At 34.9% G+C, this 20,636-nt stretch carries 20 protein-coding genes and 1 tRNA gene; 18 read left to right on the top strand and 3 right to left on the bottom strand.

Annotation, left to right across the window (positions count from 1 at the left end; all coding sequences use genetic code 11):
* Window positions 1-10: 10 nt before the first annotated feature.
* From porM to ESY88_RS05425, 3 genes are all read left to right on the top strand, one after another.
* Entirely contained in the window at window positions 11-1,576 is a 1,566-nt protein-coding gene (gene porM, locus ESY88_RS05435) for a type IX secretion system motor protein PorM/GldM (protein WP_147085617.1), read from the top strand.
* A 42-nt stretch (window positions 1,577-1,618) separates the two neighbouring features.
* Window positions 1,619-2,518 carry a type IX secretion system ring subunit PorN/GldN gene (porN, locus tag ESY88_RS05430; protein ID WP_147085616.1) on the top strand — a complete coding sequence of 300 codons (900 nt, stop codon included), beginning with the start codon at window positions 1,619-1,621 and terminating at the stop codon, window positions 2,516-2,518.
* 74 nt (window positions 2,519-2,592) lie between these two features.
* The gene (locus ESY88_RS05425; protein WP_147085615.1) at window positions 2,593-3,636 is read left to right on the top strand and encodes an NAD(P)/FAD-dependent oxidoreductase; all 1,044 of its coding nucleotides are present in this window, start codon (window positions 2,593-2,595) and stop codon (window positions 3,634-3,636) included.
* Here the strand turns inward: ESY88_RS05425 and ESY88_RS05420 are convergent, their stop codons facing one another.
* Window positions 3,637-4,032 carry a DUF983 domain-containing protein gene (locus ESY88_RS05420; protein WP_147085614.1) on the bottom strand — a complete coding sequence of 132 codons (396 nt, stop codon included), beginning with the start codon at window positions 4,030-4,032 and terminating at the stop codon, window positions 3,637-3,639.
* 81 nt (window positions 4,033-4,113) lie between these two features.
* Here ESY88_RS05420 and ESY88_RS05415 point away from each other — a divergent pair, with 81 nt between their 5' ends.
* From ESY88_RS05415 to ESY88_RS05395, 6 genes are all read left to right on the top strand, one after another.
* The gene (locus ESY88_RS05415) at window positions 4,114-6,021 is read left to right on the top strand and encodes an ABC-F family ATP-binding cassette domain-containing protein (RefSeq protein WP_147085613.1); all 1,908 of its coding nucleotides are present in this window, start codon (window positions 4,114-4,116) and stop codon (window positions 6,019-6,021) included.
* Between the two features lie 31 nt (window positions 6,022-6,052).
* On the top strand, window positions 6,053-6,235 hold the full coding sequence (locus tag ESY88_RS05410) for a CPXCG motif-containing cysteine-rich protein (protein ID WP_147085612.1): 183 nt from the start codon (window positions 6,053-6,055) through the stop codon (window positions 6,233-6,235).
* A gap of 140 nt (window positions 6,236-6,375) precedes the next feature.
* On the top strand, window positions 6,376-7,284 hold the full coding sequence (locus ESY88_RS05405) for a leucine-rich repeat domain-containing protein (RefSeq protein WP_223270735.1): 909 nt from the start codon (window positions 6,376-6,378) through the stop codon (window positions 7,282-7,284).
* 156 nt (window positions 7,285-7,440) lie between these two features.
* Window positions 7,441-7,513, top strand: a tRNA-Met gene (locus ESY88_RS05400).
* 375 nt (window positions 7,514-7,888) lie between these two features.
* Complete coding sequence (locus ESY88_RS21345; RefSeq protein WP_223270734.1) at window positions 7,889-8,065, top strand: hypothetical protein; 177 nt, start codon at window positions 7,889-7,891, stop codon at window positions 8,063-8,065.
* Between the two features lie 5 nt (window positions 8,066-8,070).
* Window positions 8,071-8,880, top strand: a complete 810-nt coding sequence (locus tag ESY88_RS05395) for a ParB/RepB/Spo0J family partition protein (protein WP_223270740.1) — start codon at window positions 8,071-8,073, stop codon at window positions 8,878-8,880.
* Between the two features lie 150 nt (window positions 8,881-9,030).
* On the opposite strand, the gene ESY88_RS05390 is transcribed toward ESY88_RS05395, so the two are convergent.
* Window positions 9,031-9,747 (bottom strand): LytR/AlgR family response regulator transcription factor, encoded by a 717-nt coding sequence (locus tag ESY88_RS05390; RefSeq protein WP_147085611.1) that lies wholly within the window; start codon window positions 9,745-9,747, stop codon window positions 9,031-9,033.
* Window positions 9,740-10,801 carry a sensor histidine kinase gene (locus ESY88_RS05385; RefSeq protein WP_147085610.1) on the bottom strand — a complete coding sequence of 354 codons (1,062 nt, stop codon included), beginning with the start codon at window positions 10,799-10,801 and terminating at the stop codon, window positions 9,740-9,742. The genes ESY88_RS05390 and ESY88_RS05385 overlap by 8 nt, the downstream gene beginning before the upstream one ends.
* Before the next feature lie 379 nt (window positions 10,802-11,180).
* Here ESY88_RS05385 and ESY88_RS05380 point away from each other — a divergent pair, with 379 nt between their 5' ends.
* The 9 genes from ESY88_RS05380 (at window position 11,181) to ESY88_RS05340 (ending at window position 20,535) form a co-directional block, all read left to right on the top strand.
* The gene (locus ESY88_RS05380) at window positions 11,181-11,546 is read left to right on the top strand and encodes a hypothetical protein (RefSeq protein WP_147085609.1); all 366 of its coding nucleotides are present in this window, start codon (window positions 11,181-11,183) and stop codon (window positions 11,544-11,546) included.
* 29 nt (window positions 11,547-11,575) lie between these two features.
* Entirely contained in the window at window positions 11,576-12,817 is a 1,242-nt protein-coding gene (locus ESY88_RS05375) for an alpha/beta hydrolase-fold protein (protein WP_189702527.1), read from the top strand.
* Window positions 12,818-12,968: 151 nt separating this feature from the next.
* Entirely contained in the window at window positions 12,969-14,402 is a 1,434-nt protein-coding gene (locus ESY88_RS05370; protein WP_147085607.1) for a serine hydrolase domain-containing protein, read from the top strand.
* A 347-nt stretch (window positions 14,403-14,749) separates the two neighbouring features.
* On the top strand, window positions 14,750-15,310 hold the full coding sequence (locus tag ESY88_RS05365) for a Crp/Fnr family transcriptional regulator (protein ID WP_147085606.1): 561 nt from the start codon (window positions 14,750-14,752) through the stop codon (window positions 15,308-15,310).
* A 73-nt stretch (window positions 15,311-15,383) separates the two neighbouring features.
* Window positions 15,384-16,019, top strand: a complete 636-nt coding sequence (locus ESY88_RS05360; RefSeq protein ID WP_147085605.1) for a hypothetical protein — start codon at window positions 15,384-15,386, stop codon at window positions 16,017-16,019.
* Window positions 16,016-16,555 carry an AAA family ATPase gene (locus ESY88_RS05355; RefSeq protein WP_147085604.1) on the top strand — a complete coding sequence of 180 codons (540 nt, stop codon included), beginning with the start codon at window positions 16,016-16,018 and terminating at the stop codon, window positions 16,553-16,555. Before ESY88_RS05360 ends, ESY88_RS05355 begins: the two co-directional genes overlap by 4 nt.
* A gap of 72 nt (window positions 16,556-16,627) precedes the next feature.
* A complete protein-coding gene (locus ESY88_RS05350) occupies window positions 16,628-18,925 on the top strand; it encodes a S41 family peptidase (protein ID WP_147085603.1) in 2,298 nt (765 codons plus the stop codon).
* Between the two features lie 121 nt (window positions 18,926-19,046).
* Window positions 19,047-19,646 (top strand): Crp/Fnr family transcriptional regulator, encoded by a 600-nt coding sequence (locus tag ESY88_RS05345; protein WP_147085602.1) that lies wholly within the window; start codon window positions 19,047-19,049, stop codon window positions 19,644-19,646.
* A gap of 91 nt (window positions 19,647-19,737) precedes the next feature.
* Window positions 19,738-20,535: a DUF2306 domain-containing protein gene (locus ESY88_RS05340; protein ID WP_223270733.1), complete on the top strand. Its 798-nt coding sequence runs from the start codon at window positions 19,738-19,740 to the stop codon at window positions 20,533-20,535.
* The last annotated feature ends 101 nt before the right edge of the window (window positions 20,536-20,636 follow it).

The following is a 20,636-nucleotide window of genomic DNA, read 5'->3' as shown; positions in this document are numbered from 1 at the left end:
ACTAATTAAGATGGCAGGAGGAAAATTATCTGCAAGGCAGAAAATGATTAACTTGATGTACCTGGTCTTCATTGCGATGATAGCCATGAACATGTCAAAAGAAGTATTGTCAGCCTTTGGTCTAATGGAGGCTAAATTTGAAGAGTCCAATGAGACAATGACAGAAATGAACACTAAGTTATTGGCTAACTTAGAAACAAAAGCTGAAGAGAAACCAGCAGAATTTGCAACAGCCGCAGAAAAGGCGAAGCAAATCAGCACGGTTTCAGATGAGTTTTTTAACTACTTGGAAAGCTTAAAGAGCAATATAACTAAAACAGGTGATTATAAAGTAGATCCCAAAACCGGCAAGCTGCCTTTTGAAGAAATGGATAAAACCGATATCTTGGATGAAGCTTGGTTTACTGGAGATAGATTGACCAAAGAAGGTCAGGAGTTCATGGAAAAGATTGCCGCTTATAAAGCTGAAGTCAAGAAAATCATTGGAGACGACGTTAAATATACGAGGGCTATCGAAAACTTTGAAAAGCGCTTTAACACTACGCCAAAAACCAATACAGACGGTAAAAAGATTGAATGGTTGGATTACAACTTTAAGGGATTCCCAGCGATTGCCTCTTACACCAAACTAACCGCATTGCAAAATGATGTCAAGGTGACGGAAGCGAATATGTTTAACGTATTCCTAGGCAACACATTGGATGAAGCGGTCTCTCTTAAAAACTATACTGCCATTGTAATTGCTGATAAGTCTGCGTTTTTTGCAGGTGAGAAATTTCAAGGGAAAGTGGTTTTAGGTAAATACGCTAATGTTACTCCAACAGGTTTAAGTATTGGTGGACAGTCTGTTGATTTGGAAGAAGCAATTGACTCCACAGGAGCTGCACGCTTAGATTTTAATGTAGGCGGTGTTGGTGAGCAAAAAATTGATGGAACCTTTACGTTTTTGGAAGATGGCAAGGCATTGGAAATCCCAATCAAAGGAAACTATGTGGTAGTGCCTAGACCAAACTCTGCAACCATTTCTGCAGATAAGATGAATGTGGTCTACCGTGGTGTAGATAACCCAATGACCATTTCGTTTGCAGGTGTTCCAGATAACAAAGTTACTGCAAATGGTGCTGGTCTAACTAAGGCATCAGGCATGGGTAAATACACTATGAAGCCAACCTCTGGAAGAGAAGTTGCAATTAATGTAAGTGCAACCTTAGACGATGGTTCTAAAGTAAATGACAAGGCGGTGTTTAGAATCAAGGATATACCAAAGCCTTCTGGACAGATTGCTGGTCAAATAGGGACAGCTAAATTACCAAGAAAGAATGTTGAGATTGGTAGAATTGAAGCGGTATTGGAAGATTTCGACTTCGATTTGCCTTTAACAGTAACAGGCTTTAAAATCAAGGTGGAAGGAAAACCGTCCATCACAGTTTCAGGAGATCGTTTGAACGGAGCTGCAAAAGCTGCTTTGAGCAGTGCACCTCGTGGCTCACAAGTGCAAATATTTGAAATTAAATCAAGAACAAATGGTCCTGCAATTAAACCTGCAAACCCCTTGGTAATTGAATTGACTAACTAATAGGTGTTTTATTAGTTAACCCAAATTTAAAAATTGAAAAAGATGACTTATAAATTTTTATTATCAATCGTTGCCTCAGTGGGTTTGACATCTGGAATGTTTGCCCAGGCAAATATTTTAAATGCCAAGACACCTAAGGAGGTTGGCGTTAAAACCGAGGCTCAGTTAGCTTTGGATCATGACAAGCCGCTGGAATATGGGTATGTTGATGATAGAGACATTCTGTTTTCTAAAATGACCTGGGAAAAGGTGGTTTTGGATGAACGTGTCAATTTTCCGCTTTATTTCCCTGTGGATACCAACAATATTGGTAAAAACAGACGTTCATTGTATCACACCTTGATCAGTGCTGTTAAATCTGGAAAAATCAAGAATATTTATAACGATTCTTACTTTTCAAGCAAGAGAACCGAAAAGGAACTTCAAGACATCACAACAAAAGTGGATACTTTGGATATTGGTTATGATCAATTGAATGCCGATGGTTTTGTGTCTCCAGAGTATATTACAACCACCAATATTGAAGCTTTTCATATCAGTGCCTACTTAATCAAAGGGCTTTGGTATTTTGATAAGCGTTTGGGTGAGTTGAAGTATCGTATTTTGGGGATAGCGCCAGCAGCACCAGATGTTAACTTTTTGGAATCAGAAAACGAAGCTCAGAAAGTGCCGAATGCCTTATTTTGGGTATTCTATCCAGAAGCGCGTCAAGCCTTGAATGATGCAGATGCGTTTAACAATCAAAATAGTTCAGCGCCAATTACCTTTGACCATTTGTTGAACTCTAGACGTTTTAGCGGTTTCATGTACAAAGAAGAAAATGTATATGGTGATAGAGAAGTCAAGGATTATGTGGCAGATAACGCTTTAATGCAACTGTTGGAATCTGACCGAATCAAAGACAAGATTAGAGACTTTGAACAGGATATGTGGAATTACTAAAGCTGCAATTCTTATACTAATTAAACGCCCGCTAATTTTAGTGGGCGTTTTTTATTTCAACTATCTTTGCCAGGATGAAAAAGGTAGATTATATCGTAGTAGGTTGCGGCTTGGCAGGCATTGCTTTTTGTGAGCAACTCCGCGCAGCGAATCGCTCATTTATGGTTTTTGACAATGCGTCACAGCAAGCCTCCAAAGTGGCTGCGGGTTTATACAACCCTGTGACTTTAAAGCGGTTTACCAAGGTTTGGAATGCGAAATCGCAATTAGACTTGGCCATTCCCAAATATAAAGCCTTGGAGCAATTGCTTCAGCAGAAACTAAATCACGAATTACCGGTTCGAAGAAAATTTGCTTCCGTAGAAGAACAGAACTCATGGTATGTGGCGTCAGATCAGCCTGTACTTAGTGATTTTATGCTGCCAAAAATTCTGAAGAATGCGAATGCCGATTTGATTGCCGCTCATGGATTTGGCGAAGTGCTCCATTCGGGCAGAATCGATACGTCCCAATTGGTGCCGAGTTATCAAAGCTATCTTGAGGAACGCAATCAACTGGAACGTGCTGGTTTTGAACATGCGGCGGTTGGTTTTGAGTCTGGACACATTCAGTATAAAGACTTTGAATCAAAATATATCGTTTTTGCTGAAGGCTTTGGCTTGGCGAAAAATCCGTTTTTTAGCAAGCTTCCGCTTAGGGGTTTAAAAGGCGAAATGTTAACCATTAAGGCTCCAAATCTTCAAATGGATTTTGTATTGAAATCCTCCATTTTTTTGGTGCCCTTGGGCGATGATTTGTTTTGGGTTGGTGCCACTTACGAGCATCATGACAATACGCATACGGTTTCCGAAGAAGGAAAAGAACAATTACTGTCCAAATTAAAGTCTGTGATTACCTGCGAATTTGAAATAGTTGATCAGGTTGCTGGCATTAGGCCAACCACAAAAGACAGAAGACCAATGGTAGGACGTCATGATACCCATGAACAGATGTTTGTGCTAAACGGTATGGGATCCAGAGGCGTAATGATTTCGCCATACGCGGCCAAACAGCTTTTTGAACATATCGAGCTTGGTACGGCGTTGGATCCTGAAATTGATATCAAAAGATTCAATTAACTAATCTTGCTTCCCTTTTTCAGCCAATTCCTTATTATAGTTCACGAACATGTTGATCCAGATATTCCTGGAAAGTCGCATGATGATTGGCCCAAAAGCGATCAAAGTGATAACGATGGCGATAAAGGCAGCGGTAAGTGTCAAACCTAAAAAGAGATGAGTTATCACAAAGGCAGCAGTTGCAAAAGCGACACCAACACCATAACTCACATACATGGAGCCATAAAAGAAGGCAGGTTCCAAACGGTATCTAAATTTGCAATGCGCGCAATGACTATACATTGTCAATACATCGCGAAGCACATAAGGGTTGCTGGTTTTATACATCGATTCTTGTTGACATTTAGGACAAGTTCCTGTAAATATGCTATAAATTTTTGTGCCTTGAAACATGATTTAAAATTGATTACTTTTGCGCTTTGTAATAAAACACAAATTTAAGGCTTAAATAATAACTATCTGTAACAAAAGTTCCAAATGCTCAACATCCATAACCTTTCCATATCCTTTCAAGGCGAATATCTTTTCGAGGAAATCACGTTCAAACTCAGTGCCGGCGACCGGGTTGGTTTGATTGGTAAAAATGGCGCAGGCAAATCGACCATGCTCAAGATCCTCTCCAAAGAAATGGAGCCCGACTCTGGTCAAATTGCTGCCGATAAAAACTTGAGCATTGGCTTTTTAAAGCAAGACATAGATTTTGTGTTGGGAAGAACCGTTTTGGAGGAATCTTATGAGGCGTTTCAGGAAATCAAAGATCTTGAGGGTAAAATGGAGCACATCAACACCCAATTGGCAGAGCGCGCCGATTATGAGAGTGAAGGTTATAATCAAATAATGATAGACCTCAATGACGTGCAACACCAATATGAAATCATTGGAGGTTATAATTATCAAGGAGAGACTGAAAAAATATTGCAAGGTCTGGGCTTTAAGCGCGAGGATTTTGAAAAGTTGACCGATACCTTTTCCGGAGGTTGGCGTATGCGTATCGAGCTCGCCAAATTGCTTTTACAAAACAACGATATCTTATTACTGGATGAGCCCACCAACCACTTGGATATTGAATCCATTATTTGGTTGGAGAGTTTCTTGAAGGGTTATGTTGGTGCGGTAGTAATTGTTTCTCACGATAAGATGTTCTTGGATAATGTGACCAATCGCACCATAGAGATTTCCCTCGGAAGGATTTACGACTACCCAAAACCCTTTACCCAATTCATGGTATTGCGCAATGAACTCAAGGCGCAGCAATTGGCTTCTCAAAAGAACCAGCAGAAGCAAATTGACCAAACCGAAAAACTCATCGAAAAATTCAGAGCAAAGGCCAGTAAGGCCACTATGGCGCAGTCGCTCATCAAGAAATTGGATCGAATGGATCGCATTGAAGTTGATGAAGATGATAATAGTGTGATGACCCTTAATTTTCCGGTGTCAGTCATACCCGGAAAAGTCGTCGTGGAGGCCAATCAAATTGCAAAAACCTACGGAAAAAACCATGTGCTATCCAACGTCAATCTCATGATCGAGCGCGATAGCAAAACCGCATTTGTTGGTCAAAACGGACAGGGAAAATCAACCTTAGCCAAAATTATTGTTGGTGAGTTAGAGTACAAGGGCCATTTGAAACTGGGACATAACGTACAAATTGGTTATTTCGCCCAAAACCAAGCCGAATATCTCAATGGCAACAAAACCGTGCTGGACACGATGATCGATGCCGCCAATGAAACCAACAGGAGCAAGGTTCGGGATATTTTGGGATCCTTTTTATTTAGAGGTGATGAGGTTGAGAAGTATGTGAAAGTGCTATCTGGTGGTGAGCGTAACCGTTTGGCATTGGCCAAATTGATGTTGCAACCATTAAACGTCCTTATCATGGATGAGCCTACCAACCATTTGGACATGAAATCGAAAAACGTACTTAAGGGAGCGCTCAAAAAATTTGCGGGCACATTGGTAGTGGTATCTCACGATCGGGATTTCCTTCAAGGTTTGACCAATGTGGTCTATGAATTTAAAGACCAGCATATCAAAGAATATTTAGGTGACATTGATTACTACCTACAGCAACGAAACGTTGAGAATTTAAGGGAAGTTGAAAAACGTACCGTAATAAAAGAAGTCCCCAAAGAGACGAGTAAGCAATCTTACGAAGACCAAAAGAAACTGAAATCCTTGAATAATAAATTGAGCAATATTGAGTCAAAGATTGCGAGTTTAGAAAAGGATATTAAAAAGGACGACGTAGATCTGGCCACCAATTACAATAAAACCATCGCCGATAACAGTTTTTTTGATCGTTATCAGTCTAAAAAGAAGAAGTTAAAGCAACTCATGAGCGATTGGGAGAATGTCACTCTAGATTTGGAGGGGATTTCATAAACCGAAATTGGGTATTAACTACAAGAAACTAATGGAAGAACAATTTTTTCAATGTCCGTATTGCTGGGAAACGATTTCGATGTTAGTGGATGTTTCCCAATCCCATCAATCTTATATTGAAGATTGTGAAATTTGCTGTAATCCTATACAATTGATAATCAGTTCCCAAAATAATGAGATTGTAGGATTTGATGCCCTAAGTATAGAACAATAGGAAATTACATAAAATACTAAAAATCAATTTAATATATATTTTTTCGATGAACGGCTTTGCATTTCATCGAAAAAAATTGGTAGATCGTCGATATTATTATACTTTCGTTTTCATAAGTGTCCTTAATTAATTCTGTGTTTATGAAAACCGCAAAACTATCCCTACTACTGTGCTTGGCCAGTTTATTCACATTTGCCAATGTGTCTCCTAAAGAAAAAGCAGCTTTGGTTGCCTTTTACAAATCGACCCATGGCGAATCCTGGACCAATACATGGCAACTAGACAAGCCCGTAGAGGAGTGGTTTGGCGTCGTGGTGGAAAATGACAAGGTAACACAACTCAATTTGTCTTTCAATAAGATCAAGGGTGAACTTCCTGAGAATTTTGGAGACTTGATTCACTTGACGCAAATCAATTTTTTCAGAAATCAAATATCTGGCAAGTTGCCAAATTCCATATCCAACTTCAAGGCATTAGTAACCTTGAACATGGCTTTTAATGAGATAAGCGGTGCGCTGCCAGATTCTATTGGTGGTTTGGAATCTTTAGTGACACTTCAACTCTTCATGAACCGAATAGAGGGCAAAATACCAGTTAGTATTGGTCAGCTCAAAAATTTGGAGCATCTTGAATTGTACAATAATAATATAACAGGAGAGTTACCCACTTCTTTGAAAAATTTGACTAAGCTGAAATCCATTTTGGTAAGTAGCAATAAGTTTTCAGGCAAGCTGCCCTCTGAGATCTCTTACTTGAAAAATCTAAAGGTGCTTAGTCTTTTTGATAATAACTTTTTTGGGACGCTGCCAAATTCGATTTGTGATTTAACTGGTTTGGAAGAATTAGTATTAAGCAACAATGCGTTCTACGGAAATTTACCTACAAATATTGCAGCATTAAGCAAGCTCAAAGTATTGATGTTGGGCAATAATGCATTCAAAGGCGAATTGGTTAAATTGGAAGCCAAATTCCCTAACATGCAGCAATTTGACATCATAAACAGTGACAATCAAGGTACCATCGTAACCTTGGACGAAGAAGAAGATTAATCATGTTAGCTTTTAGTTAGAATAACTCTCAACATTAATTTGTTGGGAGTTATTTGTTTTATTGAGAAAATGCTTTTATATTTGCAGTCCCAAAATGATGGAGTCGGTATTATGAGCCGGCAAGTTGAAAGCTAAAAAGTCACTTGGAAATTATATCGCGGGATAGAGCAGTAGGTAGCTCGTCGGGCTCATAACCCGAAGGTCACTGGTTCGAGTCCAGTTCCCGCTACTAGTAAAGACAAGGCTTCACAGAAATGTGGAGCCTTTTTTTATTCTACCTAGTACAGAATAAGTACAGAATAAACGTATTCTCAACATTTAATAACTTTTGATGTCAATTACTTCCATTTAGCTTTAAACTACGTTAAAGTACTGTAGATATTTTAGATTTTAGTTGGATATAAACCTTATTCCTTCGTAAGGGGGAGTTTATTATCATACAATATGACCGCAATTTAAACTCGTAAAATACTTCCATCAAAAGACTACGGCATAAAGCCATCGCTTCTTTCCCTACTCATTTATTCCGTTTCCTTTTGAGCCAAGATTTTATCTTCCGTTTGGGTTCTGCTTAAAATATTGTTTAATCTAAAATTTAAGTATTATGACAACAGAAGCAAGTACAACGAGAAGGAGCGGGAGAAAGAATGTACCCGTTAAGAAAGAAGTCAAAGAGAAATTGACACAAAAGGCCATTGAGCTAAAAATCCAGAATTTACCTATTGGGATGATTATTCCAGACCCGATGAACCGAGAAAGAACTTTGATGACAGCCATTTAAAACAACTGTCTGAAAGTATTGCAGAACACGGTGTATTACAACCAATAACGGTAAGAAAATCTGTAAAGGATTTTACAATCGTGATGGGCGAACGTCGCTATCGAGCCAGTAAATTGGCTGGCAAGAAAACGATACCCTGTATTGTTAGAACTTATAAGAACAATGATGTTTTGGAAGTTCAAATCATAGAAAATCTGCAAAGACAAGACGTTGAGCCTACCGAAGAAGCAGAGGCGATTGCGTACCTAAGCGAAAAATATACGCCTACTGAAATTGCAAAAAGATTGGATAGAACGGATAATTTTATAAGACAGCGCTTAAAGTTAGCTGGTCTAATTGAAGGGTTTAAAGAATTTGTCCGCAGAGCCGAAATGACTATTTCATTGGGTGTAGGTGTAGCTCTCTTTGAACCAGAGGAACAACAGATGATGTTGGAAACGATGGGCGAAGATTTTAATGCGCATCAAATTAATCGTATGATTAAAGAGCAGACCTTCGACTTAGAGAAAGCATCTTTTGATGTAGCGGATAAAAAATTGGTAGCAAAGGCTGGGGCTTGCATTGAATGTCCGTTTAATGCAGCAAATCAAGGCAATTTGTTTGGCGATGGTAAGATGGTCTGTACAAAATCAGCTTGTTATGAAACGAAGAAAAGTAAATCATTCTTGAACCTGATTGAGAAATCGAAGAAAGAGAATATTCTCTTAATTCCTGAAATACGACAGTACTGGGCAGATGACGAAAACAATCAACTGGTTATATCGCAATTGGAAAGAAATGGCAGGAAAGTCTATCTTCTGGATAATGTCGAATGAATAGAAGAACCCATTAAGGTAGAATACCAGTATTACGATAATTCTGAAGATGAAGTAAAAGCAGAATTGGAAGAAGCGCTTCAGAGTTATAATGAGGAATTGTAAGCGTTATTTAAACAGCTTTTAATATGTGTTTATATTGAATGAATTTCAAATATTTTCGAGGAATTGCAAAACCTTTTTTTTGTAAGTTCTACTTATGGGAAGTATTTTATTATTAATTGTAATACGTTCGTTCTTAAATGATTCGATATGATTTACAGCGATTATATACGAACGGTGTATTCTCAAAAATTTCTGTATTGGGAGTTTAGCTTCAATGGTAGTGATTGTTTCTCTTGTTACGATTGTGTTTTGATCCAAATGCATTTTTAAGTAGTCACTATAACTTTCAATGAATATAATAGAGTCATAATCTATCTTAATCATCTTACGATCTGATCTTACAAAAATAAAATCTGATTTTTCATCGCTTGACCTCTCTGTTTCTGGTGTATTTCCGTAGATTTCAAAATAGGTATCTAAAGCTTTTTTTAAACGTTCAAAAGAAAATGGCTTTAGTAAATAGTCAACTGCTTTAAGCTCAAAACCCTCTACAGCGTAGTCTCTGTAAGCGGTTGTGAAAATAATTTTAATATGGGTATTAATTGATTTTGCAAAAGAAATCCCAGAAATCCCAGGCATATTTATATCTAGGAATATTAAGTCAATTTGCTGATTGCTGATCTGCTCAAAAGCTTCAATTGCATTACTACAACTTGCCACTACTTGTATGTTGTCTATTTTTGACAAATGTGTTTCGATGATTTCTCTGGCGATATCCTCATCATCTACAATCAAACAAGAAATAGTTTGGTCTTTAGACATTAGCTGTAGTTTTTAATTCCAAGTACACCTCAAAATTATCATCAGTAGTAACTATAGATAATTCGTGTTTATTGGGATACAATAAGTCTAACCGTTTCTTAATATTTTCTAATCCAATACCACCTTGAGCAAGTGTATGATCAGAAATAGAATTTTTTATCCTGAAATAAAGCACCTCATTAGCTACTTTAATGTCAATATCGATTTTTAATACTCCATCTTTTAGGCTGCCGTGCTTAAAGCTGTTTTCTATAAATGGAAGTAGAAGCATAGGAGCAGTAGTCATATGTTCTGATTTTAATTTCACATCCATAGTTACACGTAGCGTATCATTAAAACGCATTTTCTCAAGCGATATATAATCTTTAATATGGTCTATTTCTTCGGTAATTGCTACCAAAGGCTTTTCAGTTTGGTATAATAGGTAATCAAGTAAATTAGAAAGTTTTAAAATCATATCTGGTGTTTGCTCAGCTTTCTTTAGCGCCAGACCATATATACTATTGAGAGTATTAAACAAAAAATGTGGGTGGATCTGCATTTTGAGATACTTAAGTTCTTGTTCTTTCAATTTGAGTCGCGCTTCTAAGATTTTTGCTTCCAACTCAGCACTATTCTTTGATTGTTTAAGATTTAACTTCAATAACTTAAAAGCACTAACAACGATAACAACTAAACAAATACTAATAATTATAAAAACACTGCTTTTACTTAAAACAGTCATTTTTTCAAATTTAAAATTTGTTAGATATGCCAATGCAAAAAAGATTGAAAAAACAGCAGTTAAAACTAAAATGATTAACGCGTAAATACTATAAAGTCCAAATAAAAAGTAACGTTTTGAAATTAAATAATCGGGTAATAATTTGTATATAGAAACGTATGTAGCGCCTATAGTTACAGGCATTAAAAAGAGAGAGAAGTAAAAAACATTCATCTCAAACGTATTACCAACTCCAAAAATAGAGGTGAAGAATAATAAAATTAAACTCCAAAATAAAATATGACGTAGTGTACGTTTTAGAGGTTTTGTTATTTGTGGTTTTATCTTCACTTTAATCGTTTAATTCACCTTAAAAATCCACCTGCTTTGCGGGTGGTGATGTCCTGATGGCTATGCCTGTATTGCGTATTCTTTGATACTGTTGCGTTCTATTTTTGAGTAAAAGGGCAAAGTCGTACAGTTGAAAGCACTTGCCATAGTCGCCCCCTACGGGAGCTAGCCAAAGCCACCTTCTAAGAAGGTGTGATTTTTACTACTACAATAATAGTGCATTTTTTGTTCCCGATTTTTTTTTGTAGATGAATTACAGGTTTAAGTCGAGTTTTAACCATAACGTAGAATCCCGCCTTAAAATGGTTGTTCGTCGCATAATTAATTTTTGAAGCAAATTTCATCTTAAATTTGGATAATTAATTTTAAACTTTAAACTATGATGGTATTAAATGAAGGTGGGCCAGCGATGTATATTATTCTATTGTTATTATTACTGTCACTATTTTTTATTGTAAAAGCTTTTTTAAGCAAAACCAAAGACGAAGCACATTCAAAAAAAATGATTGGCTTAGCTATAGACTCAAGTTTATTATCACTTGTTATAGGCTGTTTAGGCTCACTATTAGGAATTATAGACCTGTTTGATATGGCCCAAGCGCTTGGGGAAACAAGACCAGACCTTTTTTCGGTAGGATTAAAAGTATCTCTATTAACCATTGCTTTTGGGTTGCTTTCATTTGTAATAGGAAGGTTAGGAATCTTAATCTATAAATGGAGCTTAAAATCAGAATTAGAGAAATAAATTTTTTTATCACAATTAACACACAACTTATGAAATTAAAATCACTTAGCTTATTTACTCTAATAGTACTATGTTATACTGTTAGTATCGCTCAATCAAAACAGTTAATAAATATTGGTCAATCCAATACTATATATTCTAAGATCCTTAAGGAGGAGAGAACAATCTGGGTTCAAGTTCCAGAAAGCGTAAATGCAAAAACAAATCACCCTAATAAATATCCTGTGGTTTATGTCTTAGATGGTGGAGTACATTTTCTTTCTGTTTGTTCTGTTATTAATCAATTATCACCAAGCTCAGTTCCTGAAATGATTGTAGTAGGAATAGGAAATTCAGAAAATAGAACAAGAGACCTTTCACCTACTAAAGTAAAAGAGGCACGTGGTTCTTCAGAATGGGTAAAAGATTCTGGAGGAGGAGAGCGTTTTACAGATTTCATTGCGCAAGAATTAATCCCTTATATAGATAATACCTATCCAACTGCAAATAATAAAACTTTTATAGGTCATTCGTTTGGTGGATTGTTAGTTGTAAACACGTTAATAAATAGGCCTGAATTATTCAATAATTATATTGCAATTGACCCAAGTTTATGGTGGGATAATGAAGTGCTAACAGGTAAAATAGCAGATAGATTACCTAGTGAAAAGTACAAAAATAAATCGCTATTCCTTTCTATGGCAAATCCCTTACCACAGGATACAGAAAAAGATATTAATGTATTGATAAAAGATAATTCGATGAGCACTGAAGGATTACGTGCCATACACCGATTCTCAAAAACAGTTTCAGAAGCTACCAATAGTTCTTTAGATTTTAATTACAAGTATTATGAAAATGAAGATCACGGAACTATCCCGCTTATTTCTATATATGATGGGATGCGATTTCTTTTTCCTTGGTATAAAATGAGTGGAAAACTTGTGGATATTATTAAGAATCCAAACACAACAGCAGAAAAACTAAAAAATGCTTTTAATACTCGTTTTGATATGCTTTCTAATAATTTGGGTTATCAAGTATATCCAGAGGAAGAAATGCTAAATAATTTAGGGTATATGTTTATGTCTAATTCGCCAAAAAAATCTTTTGGACTCTTAGAAATGGCAATCAAATACTATCCAAAAAATGCAAATGGATATGATTCTATGTCCGATTATTATGTATCACAAAATGACTTTCAAAATGCTATTTTGTACAGTGAAAAAGCATTAGCAATAAGTGGTTCTGATTATCATAAAAATAAATTACAGAAATTGAAAAACAAATAGAATGTTTGAATAGAAAATCTATGAGCACACAATCTTAAAATTGGGACTCAGAAAATTTTGGTTATAACTGTGAGTTGATATGGGTGGAAATTAGCATACACATTTTAGAGTTTTAGCCAATTATTACAAGGAACCAAAACATCATAAACGAATGAAAAAAACCCTTCTTGCTCTAATTATCTTATCAGTGATAACTGCTTGCGAACAACAAAAGGAGAAAAAATACAATGAATTTGAAATTGTAGAAAATACAAAAACCAAGAGGCTTGATTCGTTGTTCATTGAATTCAGGAAATATGAAGAATTTAGCGGAAACGTATTGGTCGCTGAAAATGGAAAAATTGTTTTTCAAAATAGTTATGGACTTGCCAATGAGGAAACTAATCAAAAATTAAATACTGAAACTGTTTTTGAACTTGCATCTGTTTCCAAGCAATTTACTGCAATGGGTATAGTACAACTACATAAAGATGGAAAGCTCTCATACAATGACTTGATAGACAAATACATTCCAGAACTAAAAAATTACAAAGGAATAACGATAAAAAATCTTTTAACCCACACAAGTGGACTTCCTGACTATATGAGTGTAGCGGATAAAAAATGGAATAAATCTCAAATTGCGACTAATGATGATATAATTTCATTATTTCAAGAATTTGAGCCTGAACAGGAATTTGAGCCTGGACAGGATTATGCATACAGTAATACAGGTTATCTTATATTAGGAACAATAATTGAAAGGGTTAGTGGTAAAAGTTTTGAGGAATATCTGAACGAAAAGATTTTTAAGCCTCTCGAAATGAAAGAAACTCTTGTTTATCGCAGAAGATATGAACCTAAAGAAGTGTCAAATTATGCTCAAGGTTATATCTACTCTGATAGTCTTAACAGAAGGATATTACCCGATGAGAATGGAAAGGAAAACTTCTATATTTATTTGGATGGTATTGTCGGAGACGGAATGGTTAACTCAAACCTTCACGATTTATTAAAATGGGATAGAGCTTTATACACAAATTATTTAATCAACGAACAGGATAAAAACTTGATTTTTTCGCCAAATAAATACTCTGATAGTTTAGAAACAAATTATGGATTTGGTTGGTATATCAAGAAGGACACAACATATGGAAAAATAGTTAGCCACGGAGGAAGTTGGGCAGGATACAGCACTTATATCGAACGGCATTTAGTTAATGATAAGACAATTATTATTCTTCAAAATCACGGAACTCGAAAAATAAAAATGCCTTACAAACAGATACAAAATATTTTATATGACTTACCAGTAGACAAAACAGTAAGATTAGAAGATAAGACCCTTAAAAGATATACTGGTATTTACAAAGAAGAAAATGGTAAAGATGTAGAACTAATTTTCAGGGAAAAATCATTATGGGTTCCAATAAGTGCAACTACAAAATTTCCTTTAATTCCAATTTCAGAAACTAAATTTAGATTATATGGTTTTCGTCCAGAAGTTATTTACGAGTTTATTTTGAATGATAAAGGAGCTGTAGAAAGCTATAGAGTAATACTAAAAGAAACAGGAGTTGAAAGAACTGCAAAAATTAAGGAATAACTGGCTGCAACACACAATAAAGACTAGATAGTTCAAAAGATTTCCATAACCCACTTAGCATATTCCCCTACATTCCAAACTTTCTGCTGAAAAAGCAGAAACCAATATATTAAGTGAAAAGAGCTTCACCACAAGAGTCTTGGACACAATCCCCAATTTCAGCTTTCCGTTCCGCTAACCCTTCCCGTTCCGAACCGTCGGGACTAGGAAGGAAGACTTCATTACTAAGCCAAAATCGTGAATCAAGTCCGCTTTTATCTTTTTTTCATAACGATAATACTATATTGGGCAAACATTAAAAGCAATTATCAATAATTTATGCTTAAGGACAAGAACTAAATAGAACGATGGATAAATCAATTTTAGAACTTCTTAAAAAGGCTGGGAATTTTTCTGAAAAAGAATCCATACTTCTAAAACAAGAACTTCAACACAGAAAATTAAACAAGGAAGATTTTTTACTTGAAAAAGGCACTACCTGCTCATCATTATGTTTTGTGATTTCAGGTAGCTTTTATCAATATAATGTTGATTTGGATTGTAACAAAAATGTTATCGACCTTAACATACCTAATGATTGGGTCATAAATCATAAAAGTTTCACGACTAGAAAGCCATCAGAATATGCAATTCAAGCTTATGAGGATAGTTTTATCTATGAGCTCTCAATAAATGCAATACATAGACTCATTGCTAAATCGCAATCGTTTTTGCAAATGGGTAAAATTTTAGAAGAGTCAACATCACGAATTGATTTTTTCGACAACAATAATACACCAGATGAAAAGTATTGCTTCATACTTAAAAACAAACCAGACCTACTTCAAAAATTTCCACAAACTATATTAGCGTCTTATCTTAAAATCACGCCAGAAACGTTGAGTAGAGTTAGAAAAAGAATTAAATAATTTCTTGATTTCAATCAAGTGATGGACTTTGATAAGCCATTGATATTTGCTTTCTAAGACAAATATCACTTCAATGGAAAATCAGTATTACAAAAGCACAAGTATTTCACTTATTGTAGGAGCATTGCTAATTATAGTAACAATGGCGCTACATCCTAGTGGCGGAAGTATTGAGCATATTATCAAAATTTCCAAAACTATCAAAATTGCGCATTCATTGGCTATTTTCAGTTTGCCCATCATTCTCTTTGGTTTTTATGGACTAACAATTCGTCTTTTAGACAAATGGAGACTGTCAATATTAGCCTTCATAATTATTTCGTTCGGACTTGTTGCAGCAATGTTTGCGGCAATATTTAATGGACTGACCTTACCTTATTTTTTAAATCAATATTCGGAAAGATTAGAAGAAAATATCGAAGTGTTAAAACCAATAACAAACTACAGCTTTGCTATAAATATACCGTTAGATTATATTTTTATTGTGGCTTGTTGTTTGACAATAATGATATACTCTATTATCATATTGTTAGAAAATAAATTACCAAAATGGATTGGGTATTTAGGAGTTTTTATCGTGCTGTTTTCAATCATTGGTGCGTTAACTGGCTTTATTTTTACAAGCTTAACAGGTTTTAGAATTTTCACATTCAGCATAGCAGCTTGGATTCTATCTAGCGGTGTATTACTATATAAATCTAGTCAATGAAAATACTACTATTTGGAGCTTCGGGTTGTGGTACGACGACACTTGGAAGAGAAATTCAAAAAAGTACAGATTTTGTCCATTTGGATGTGGACGATTATTACTGGAAGAAATCCGAAACACCTTTTCAAGAAAAAATCCCTTTAAAAGAAAGAAACAAGAATCTGAAAAAGGATTTTGAAACATTTCAAAACGTCATAGTAAGCGGTTCAATGGTAAGCTGGGGAAAAGAATGGGAAACAGCGTTTGATTTGGTAGTTTTTATCCGATTAGAAAATGATGAACGAATGAAACGACTCGGAGAGAGAGAAAGAAAGCGGTATGGAAAAAAGCTATATAGAGATAAAAATGTTCAACAGAGTTCAAAAGCTTTTTTGGAATGGGCTAATCAATACGAAAACCCAAATTTCAATGGCAGGTCACTAAAAACTCACAATGATTGGATGAAATCAATTGATTGTAAGGTTTTGAAAATGGATGGAGAAACTAAGTTAGAACATAAAGTAGAAATAATTATTAAAGAAATAAAAATTTTATGACTCATAACAACTAAATCCTTAGTTGAAACTAAATATTTAGTTATATTTGTGAACCACTCAATATTGCATCCTATGAAACACTTCCTTTTAAGTATTGTTTTTTTATCGTTTAGCTTAGTTTCAGAAGCGCAAACAACAGGCTATTTTAAACATCTCGTTTTTCGAGAAACACCTTATTCTGAAATCAAAGGAAGAATACCTCTAACAGAGGAGGAAGCCCAAAATGTAAATCATTTTAAACTAAGTTATGATTTATCTAATAGACTAATCCGTATTGAATATCTATACAAAGAAATTCGTATCGACTTAAATAGAAGCGGTATTCTTGATGGTAAAAGAGCGTTAGCACCGAAAACGGAAATAACCTATACCACAGACACCGAAACGCGAATGTTCTTTGATATTGACGGTAAACCAACTACCAACGGAATGGGCGTATTTAAAGAAGTGTATTCCTATAATAAAAAAGGAAAAAGAATTGGTTTGAAGTTTTTCGATAAAAATGATGAACCTATCAATAATAGCTGGAATATTTTTGAATATACTTGGAAACACATTGATAACAATTCTGTTTTTGAAACAAGAAAAAATGTTGGAGGTGCAGATGTCTCTATGAGACCTTATTACAAGTTTTATAACGTGCTTTACAAATTTGACGATGACGGATTATTACTATCAATGAATAATGTAGATAGTAAGTTGAAACTATTAAATGATGAAACAGGAATTGCCATAGATAAAGCTACTTACGATAAAAATAATAATCTTGTGAGCTTCAAGTTTTTCAATGCAGAAAACAAACCTGTGGTGGGTTCTTTCTTGGGGTCAGCTGGAGGTTTTGCAACCTATGACAAAAATGGAAATTGCTTAAAATATGCGACCGTTGATTTAGACGGAAATCTTAAAATGAGTACAAGAAGTAATGACGCGTATTCAAAATACACCTTTGATAGCATCGGTAATTTGATTGAACGTAGTAGTTACGACACAAATAACAAAATACTAAAAAAGCGAGATGTTACAAGCGTAAAGTATGTTTATGAAACGGAAAACCCAGTACAGCTTTTAAAAACTGAATTATACCACACCATACCAAATAAAACAGCTAAAGATTCTATTCTTGAAAGCCTAAATAAAAAAACCGAAAAGGATAAGTTAGTTGAAGATTTTAATCAATTATTAGAAACGCTAAAAGAACATCCGGCACAGTTTGAATTTATTGATAAAACAGCTTACGAGAAACTTGTAAATTATCAACGAGAAAAAATAAAAGACTCGATGACCGTTACGGAATTTTATCAAGTAACATCGCCCATAGTTGCGAGTTTAGGTTGTTTACACACGCGTATTGTAGATACTCGATTTTTCAGAACACCTCAAAAATATTGGTTGCCACTAATTGTATGGTTTGAAGATGAAAAGATGTACGCCATAAACAATTGTGTCGAAAATATTGAGATGAATGCAGGTTCTGAAATATTAGAAATCAACGGAGTTTCATCAAATGAAATTTTCAAAATTCTAAAAACGACTATTTCTGCTGATGCTTACAATCAAAGTTTTTATAGAGGCGATTTGAACGTCAACTTTTTATACTACTACCACAGTTACTATGGATTTGATTCTGAATACAGGATAAAATTCAAGCCCTACAATTCTGAAAAAATAATTACAACCTCATTTCTTATTGATGAACCTGCACCAGCCTATAAAGAAGAAATCAATAACAAGCCTATATTAGGTATCGATATAAACAAAGAAAACAGGACTGCTATCATCAAGATTAAGAATTTCAATTTCTTCCCAAGAGGTAGACAAAATATCGATTATTTTAAGGAAACAATTGATGCTTATATGAAACAGATAAAAGATGAAAACATACCTAAAGTGGCTTTTGATTTAAGGGGAAATAGAGGCGGAAATCCTGAATGCACTAACCATATATTATCATATATCACTAATACTGAAATAGACTTTTATGAAGATAATGAGCTCAATAAGAGCAGAGATAGAACTATATCTGTAACGCCCAAATCTGATAATAATATAAGTGGCAAAAATATTTTCATATTAACAGATGGTCGTTGCGCATCTGCTACTGCTCAAATGTTAGCTGTTATAAAGCATAATCAATTAGCGACCATTATTGGAGAAGAAACTGGAGGTACATACAGCACGCATCCGGGACGAGGAGTGACAGCACTAAAAAACACAAAACTTGGGTTGCAAATAGGTACAGAAAGAGAATCTGTGAATGTTCCTAATTTAGAGCTTGATAAAGGTATAATTCCACATAAAGAAATCGAATTAAAGCTATCTGATATCATAAACGGAGAGGACCCATTATTGAACTATATTTTGAAACAATAGGCGATTGAATTTAAAGTTAATGTTCCAAAGCTTTGCTATCGGATAAAAAACAACATTTGCAATCACAAAATAACAATAAAATAAAAAAAGTTAAATTTGTCACAAGAAATTAACTAATAAAATGATTGATTCACAAACAACCGAGCACTATTTTGATGTCTTATTTACTTACGTTCGCTTACTTGTGGACATACCGAAAATTGACCAGCATATTTGTCGAGAATATTTCAAACCAATAGTCGTAAAAAAGGATACCTTATTAGAAAAGGAAGGAACTGTTCACGGATATCACAATTTTATAGTTAAAGGCTATATGCGGATTTTCCATCACGACCAAAATGATGAAGAAATAACAACCAATATAAATGACGGCCCACGTTTCTTTACATCATACAACCATTTTGTACACAAGTCCATTTCCAACGAAAACCTTCATTGTATTACCGACTGCGAATTGTTAAGAATTAAACGTGATGATGTTGACATTACTGCTAAATTAGGTATTACTCAACTGGATTACAGTATGAAAATACTACAATATCATTTGGAAAAAAATAAACAACGAACTATTGATTTAACTACATTGACAGCGGAAGAGCGTTATCTTAAGTTTATGAGAAACAGTCCGTCTATACTTAAAAATGTGCCTTTAAAATATATCGCATCCTATCTTGGTATGAACCCTGGTAGTTTGAGTAGAATAAGAGCACAGATAGGATAATCTTTAATTCCCCAATTAATTCACATTTGTGAAGTTCATTTTGTTTCAATCATCCATAGTTTTGTTTTTAACAAAACTATAAGAAATGCGATTGAGCCAATCATCAATTCCAGAACGGGTTTTGGGAATATCAACAACACTATTATTTGTTGTTATATTTCTAGGACAATTTATTTTTGCCCTCTATATTTTGGGTTTGTATGGAATAAGTGGTTTAGCAGGGGATTTTGAACGGTGGAATACAGCTGCACCACACGGTTATGATAAGAATGACATAACAGGCAATATCTTTTTTGGAATGCATATGGCATTGGCAGCGGTAATTACAATTGGTGGCCCGCTACAATTGATTAAAGGGCTTCGAAATAGGTTTAGAAAACTTCATCGAATTAGTGGTAGAATTTATATTACGTGTGCCTTTTTGATAAGTCTTGCAGGTTTCTATTTAGTTTGGGTAAAAGGTAGTGTAGGCGGTTTGGTAGGTTCCATATTTATAAGTTTTAATGGAACGCTCATATTTATATGTGCATTTTATGCTTTGAAAAAAGCCTTGAACAAACAATTTTCAGAACATCAAAAGTGGGCAATTCGCTTGTTTTTGGTAATGAGTGGTGTTTGGTTTTTTAGAGTTTTTTTGATGCTGTGGCTTACCATTTTTAAAGGACCTGTAGGTTTTGACCCGATTGCATTTCAAGGGCCTGCATTAGTATTCCTATATATGCTAAGCTATTTATGTCCAATTCTATTGGCAGAATATTATTTTAGAACAGTTAAAAAATCAAATATAAATAAAGTAGTTGGCGCAGTATTGCTATTAATTATTACTGTAGGTGTGTCAATAGGTTCATTTGCAGCAACAATGGGCTTATGGCTTCCAAATATTAAATAGTTTTTTGATTATACTTCTGTATTTTGAAGAGGGATTTTGATATGATATGCAGAATCATTAAGAAGAAGTAAGTATAATTTTCAAAGGCCAGGCAACCATTA

Source organism: Subsaximicrobium wynnwilliamsii (genome assembly GCF_007997225.1).
Taxonomy (GTDB): Bacteria; Bacteroidota; Bacteroidia; order Flavobacteriales; family Flavobacteriaceae; genus Psychroserpens; species Psychroserpens wynnwilliamsii.
The sequence above is the reverse complement of the archived record's forward strand: the minus strand, read 5'-3'. Positions and strand labels throughout refer to the sequence as shown.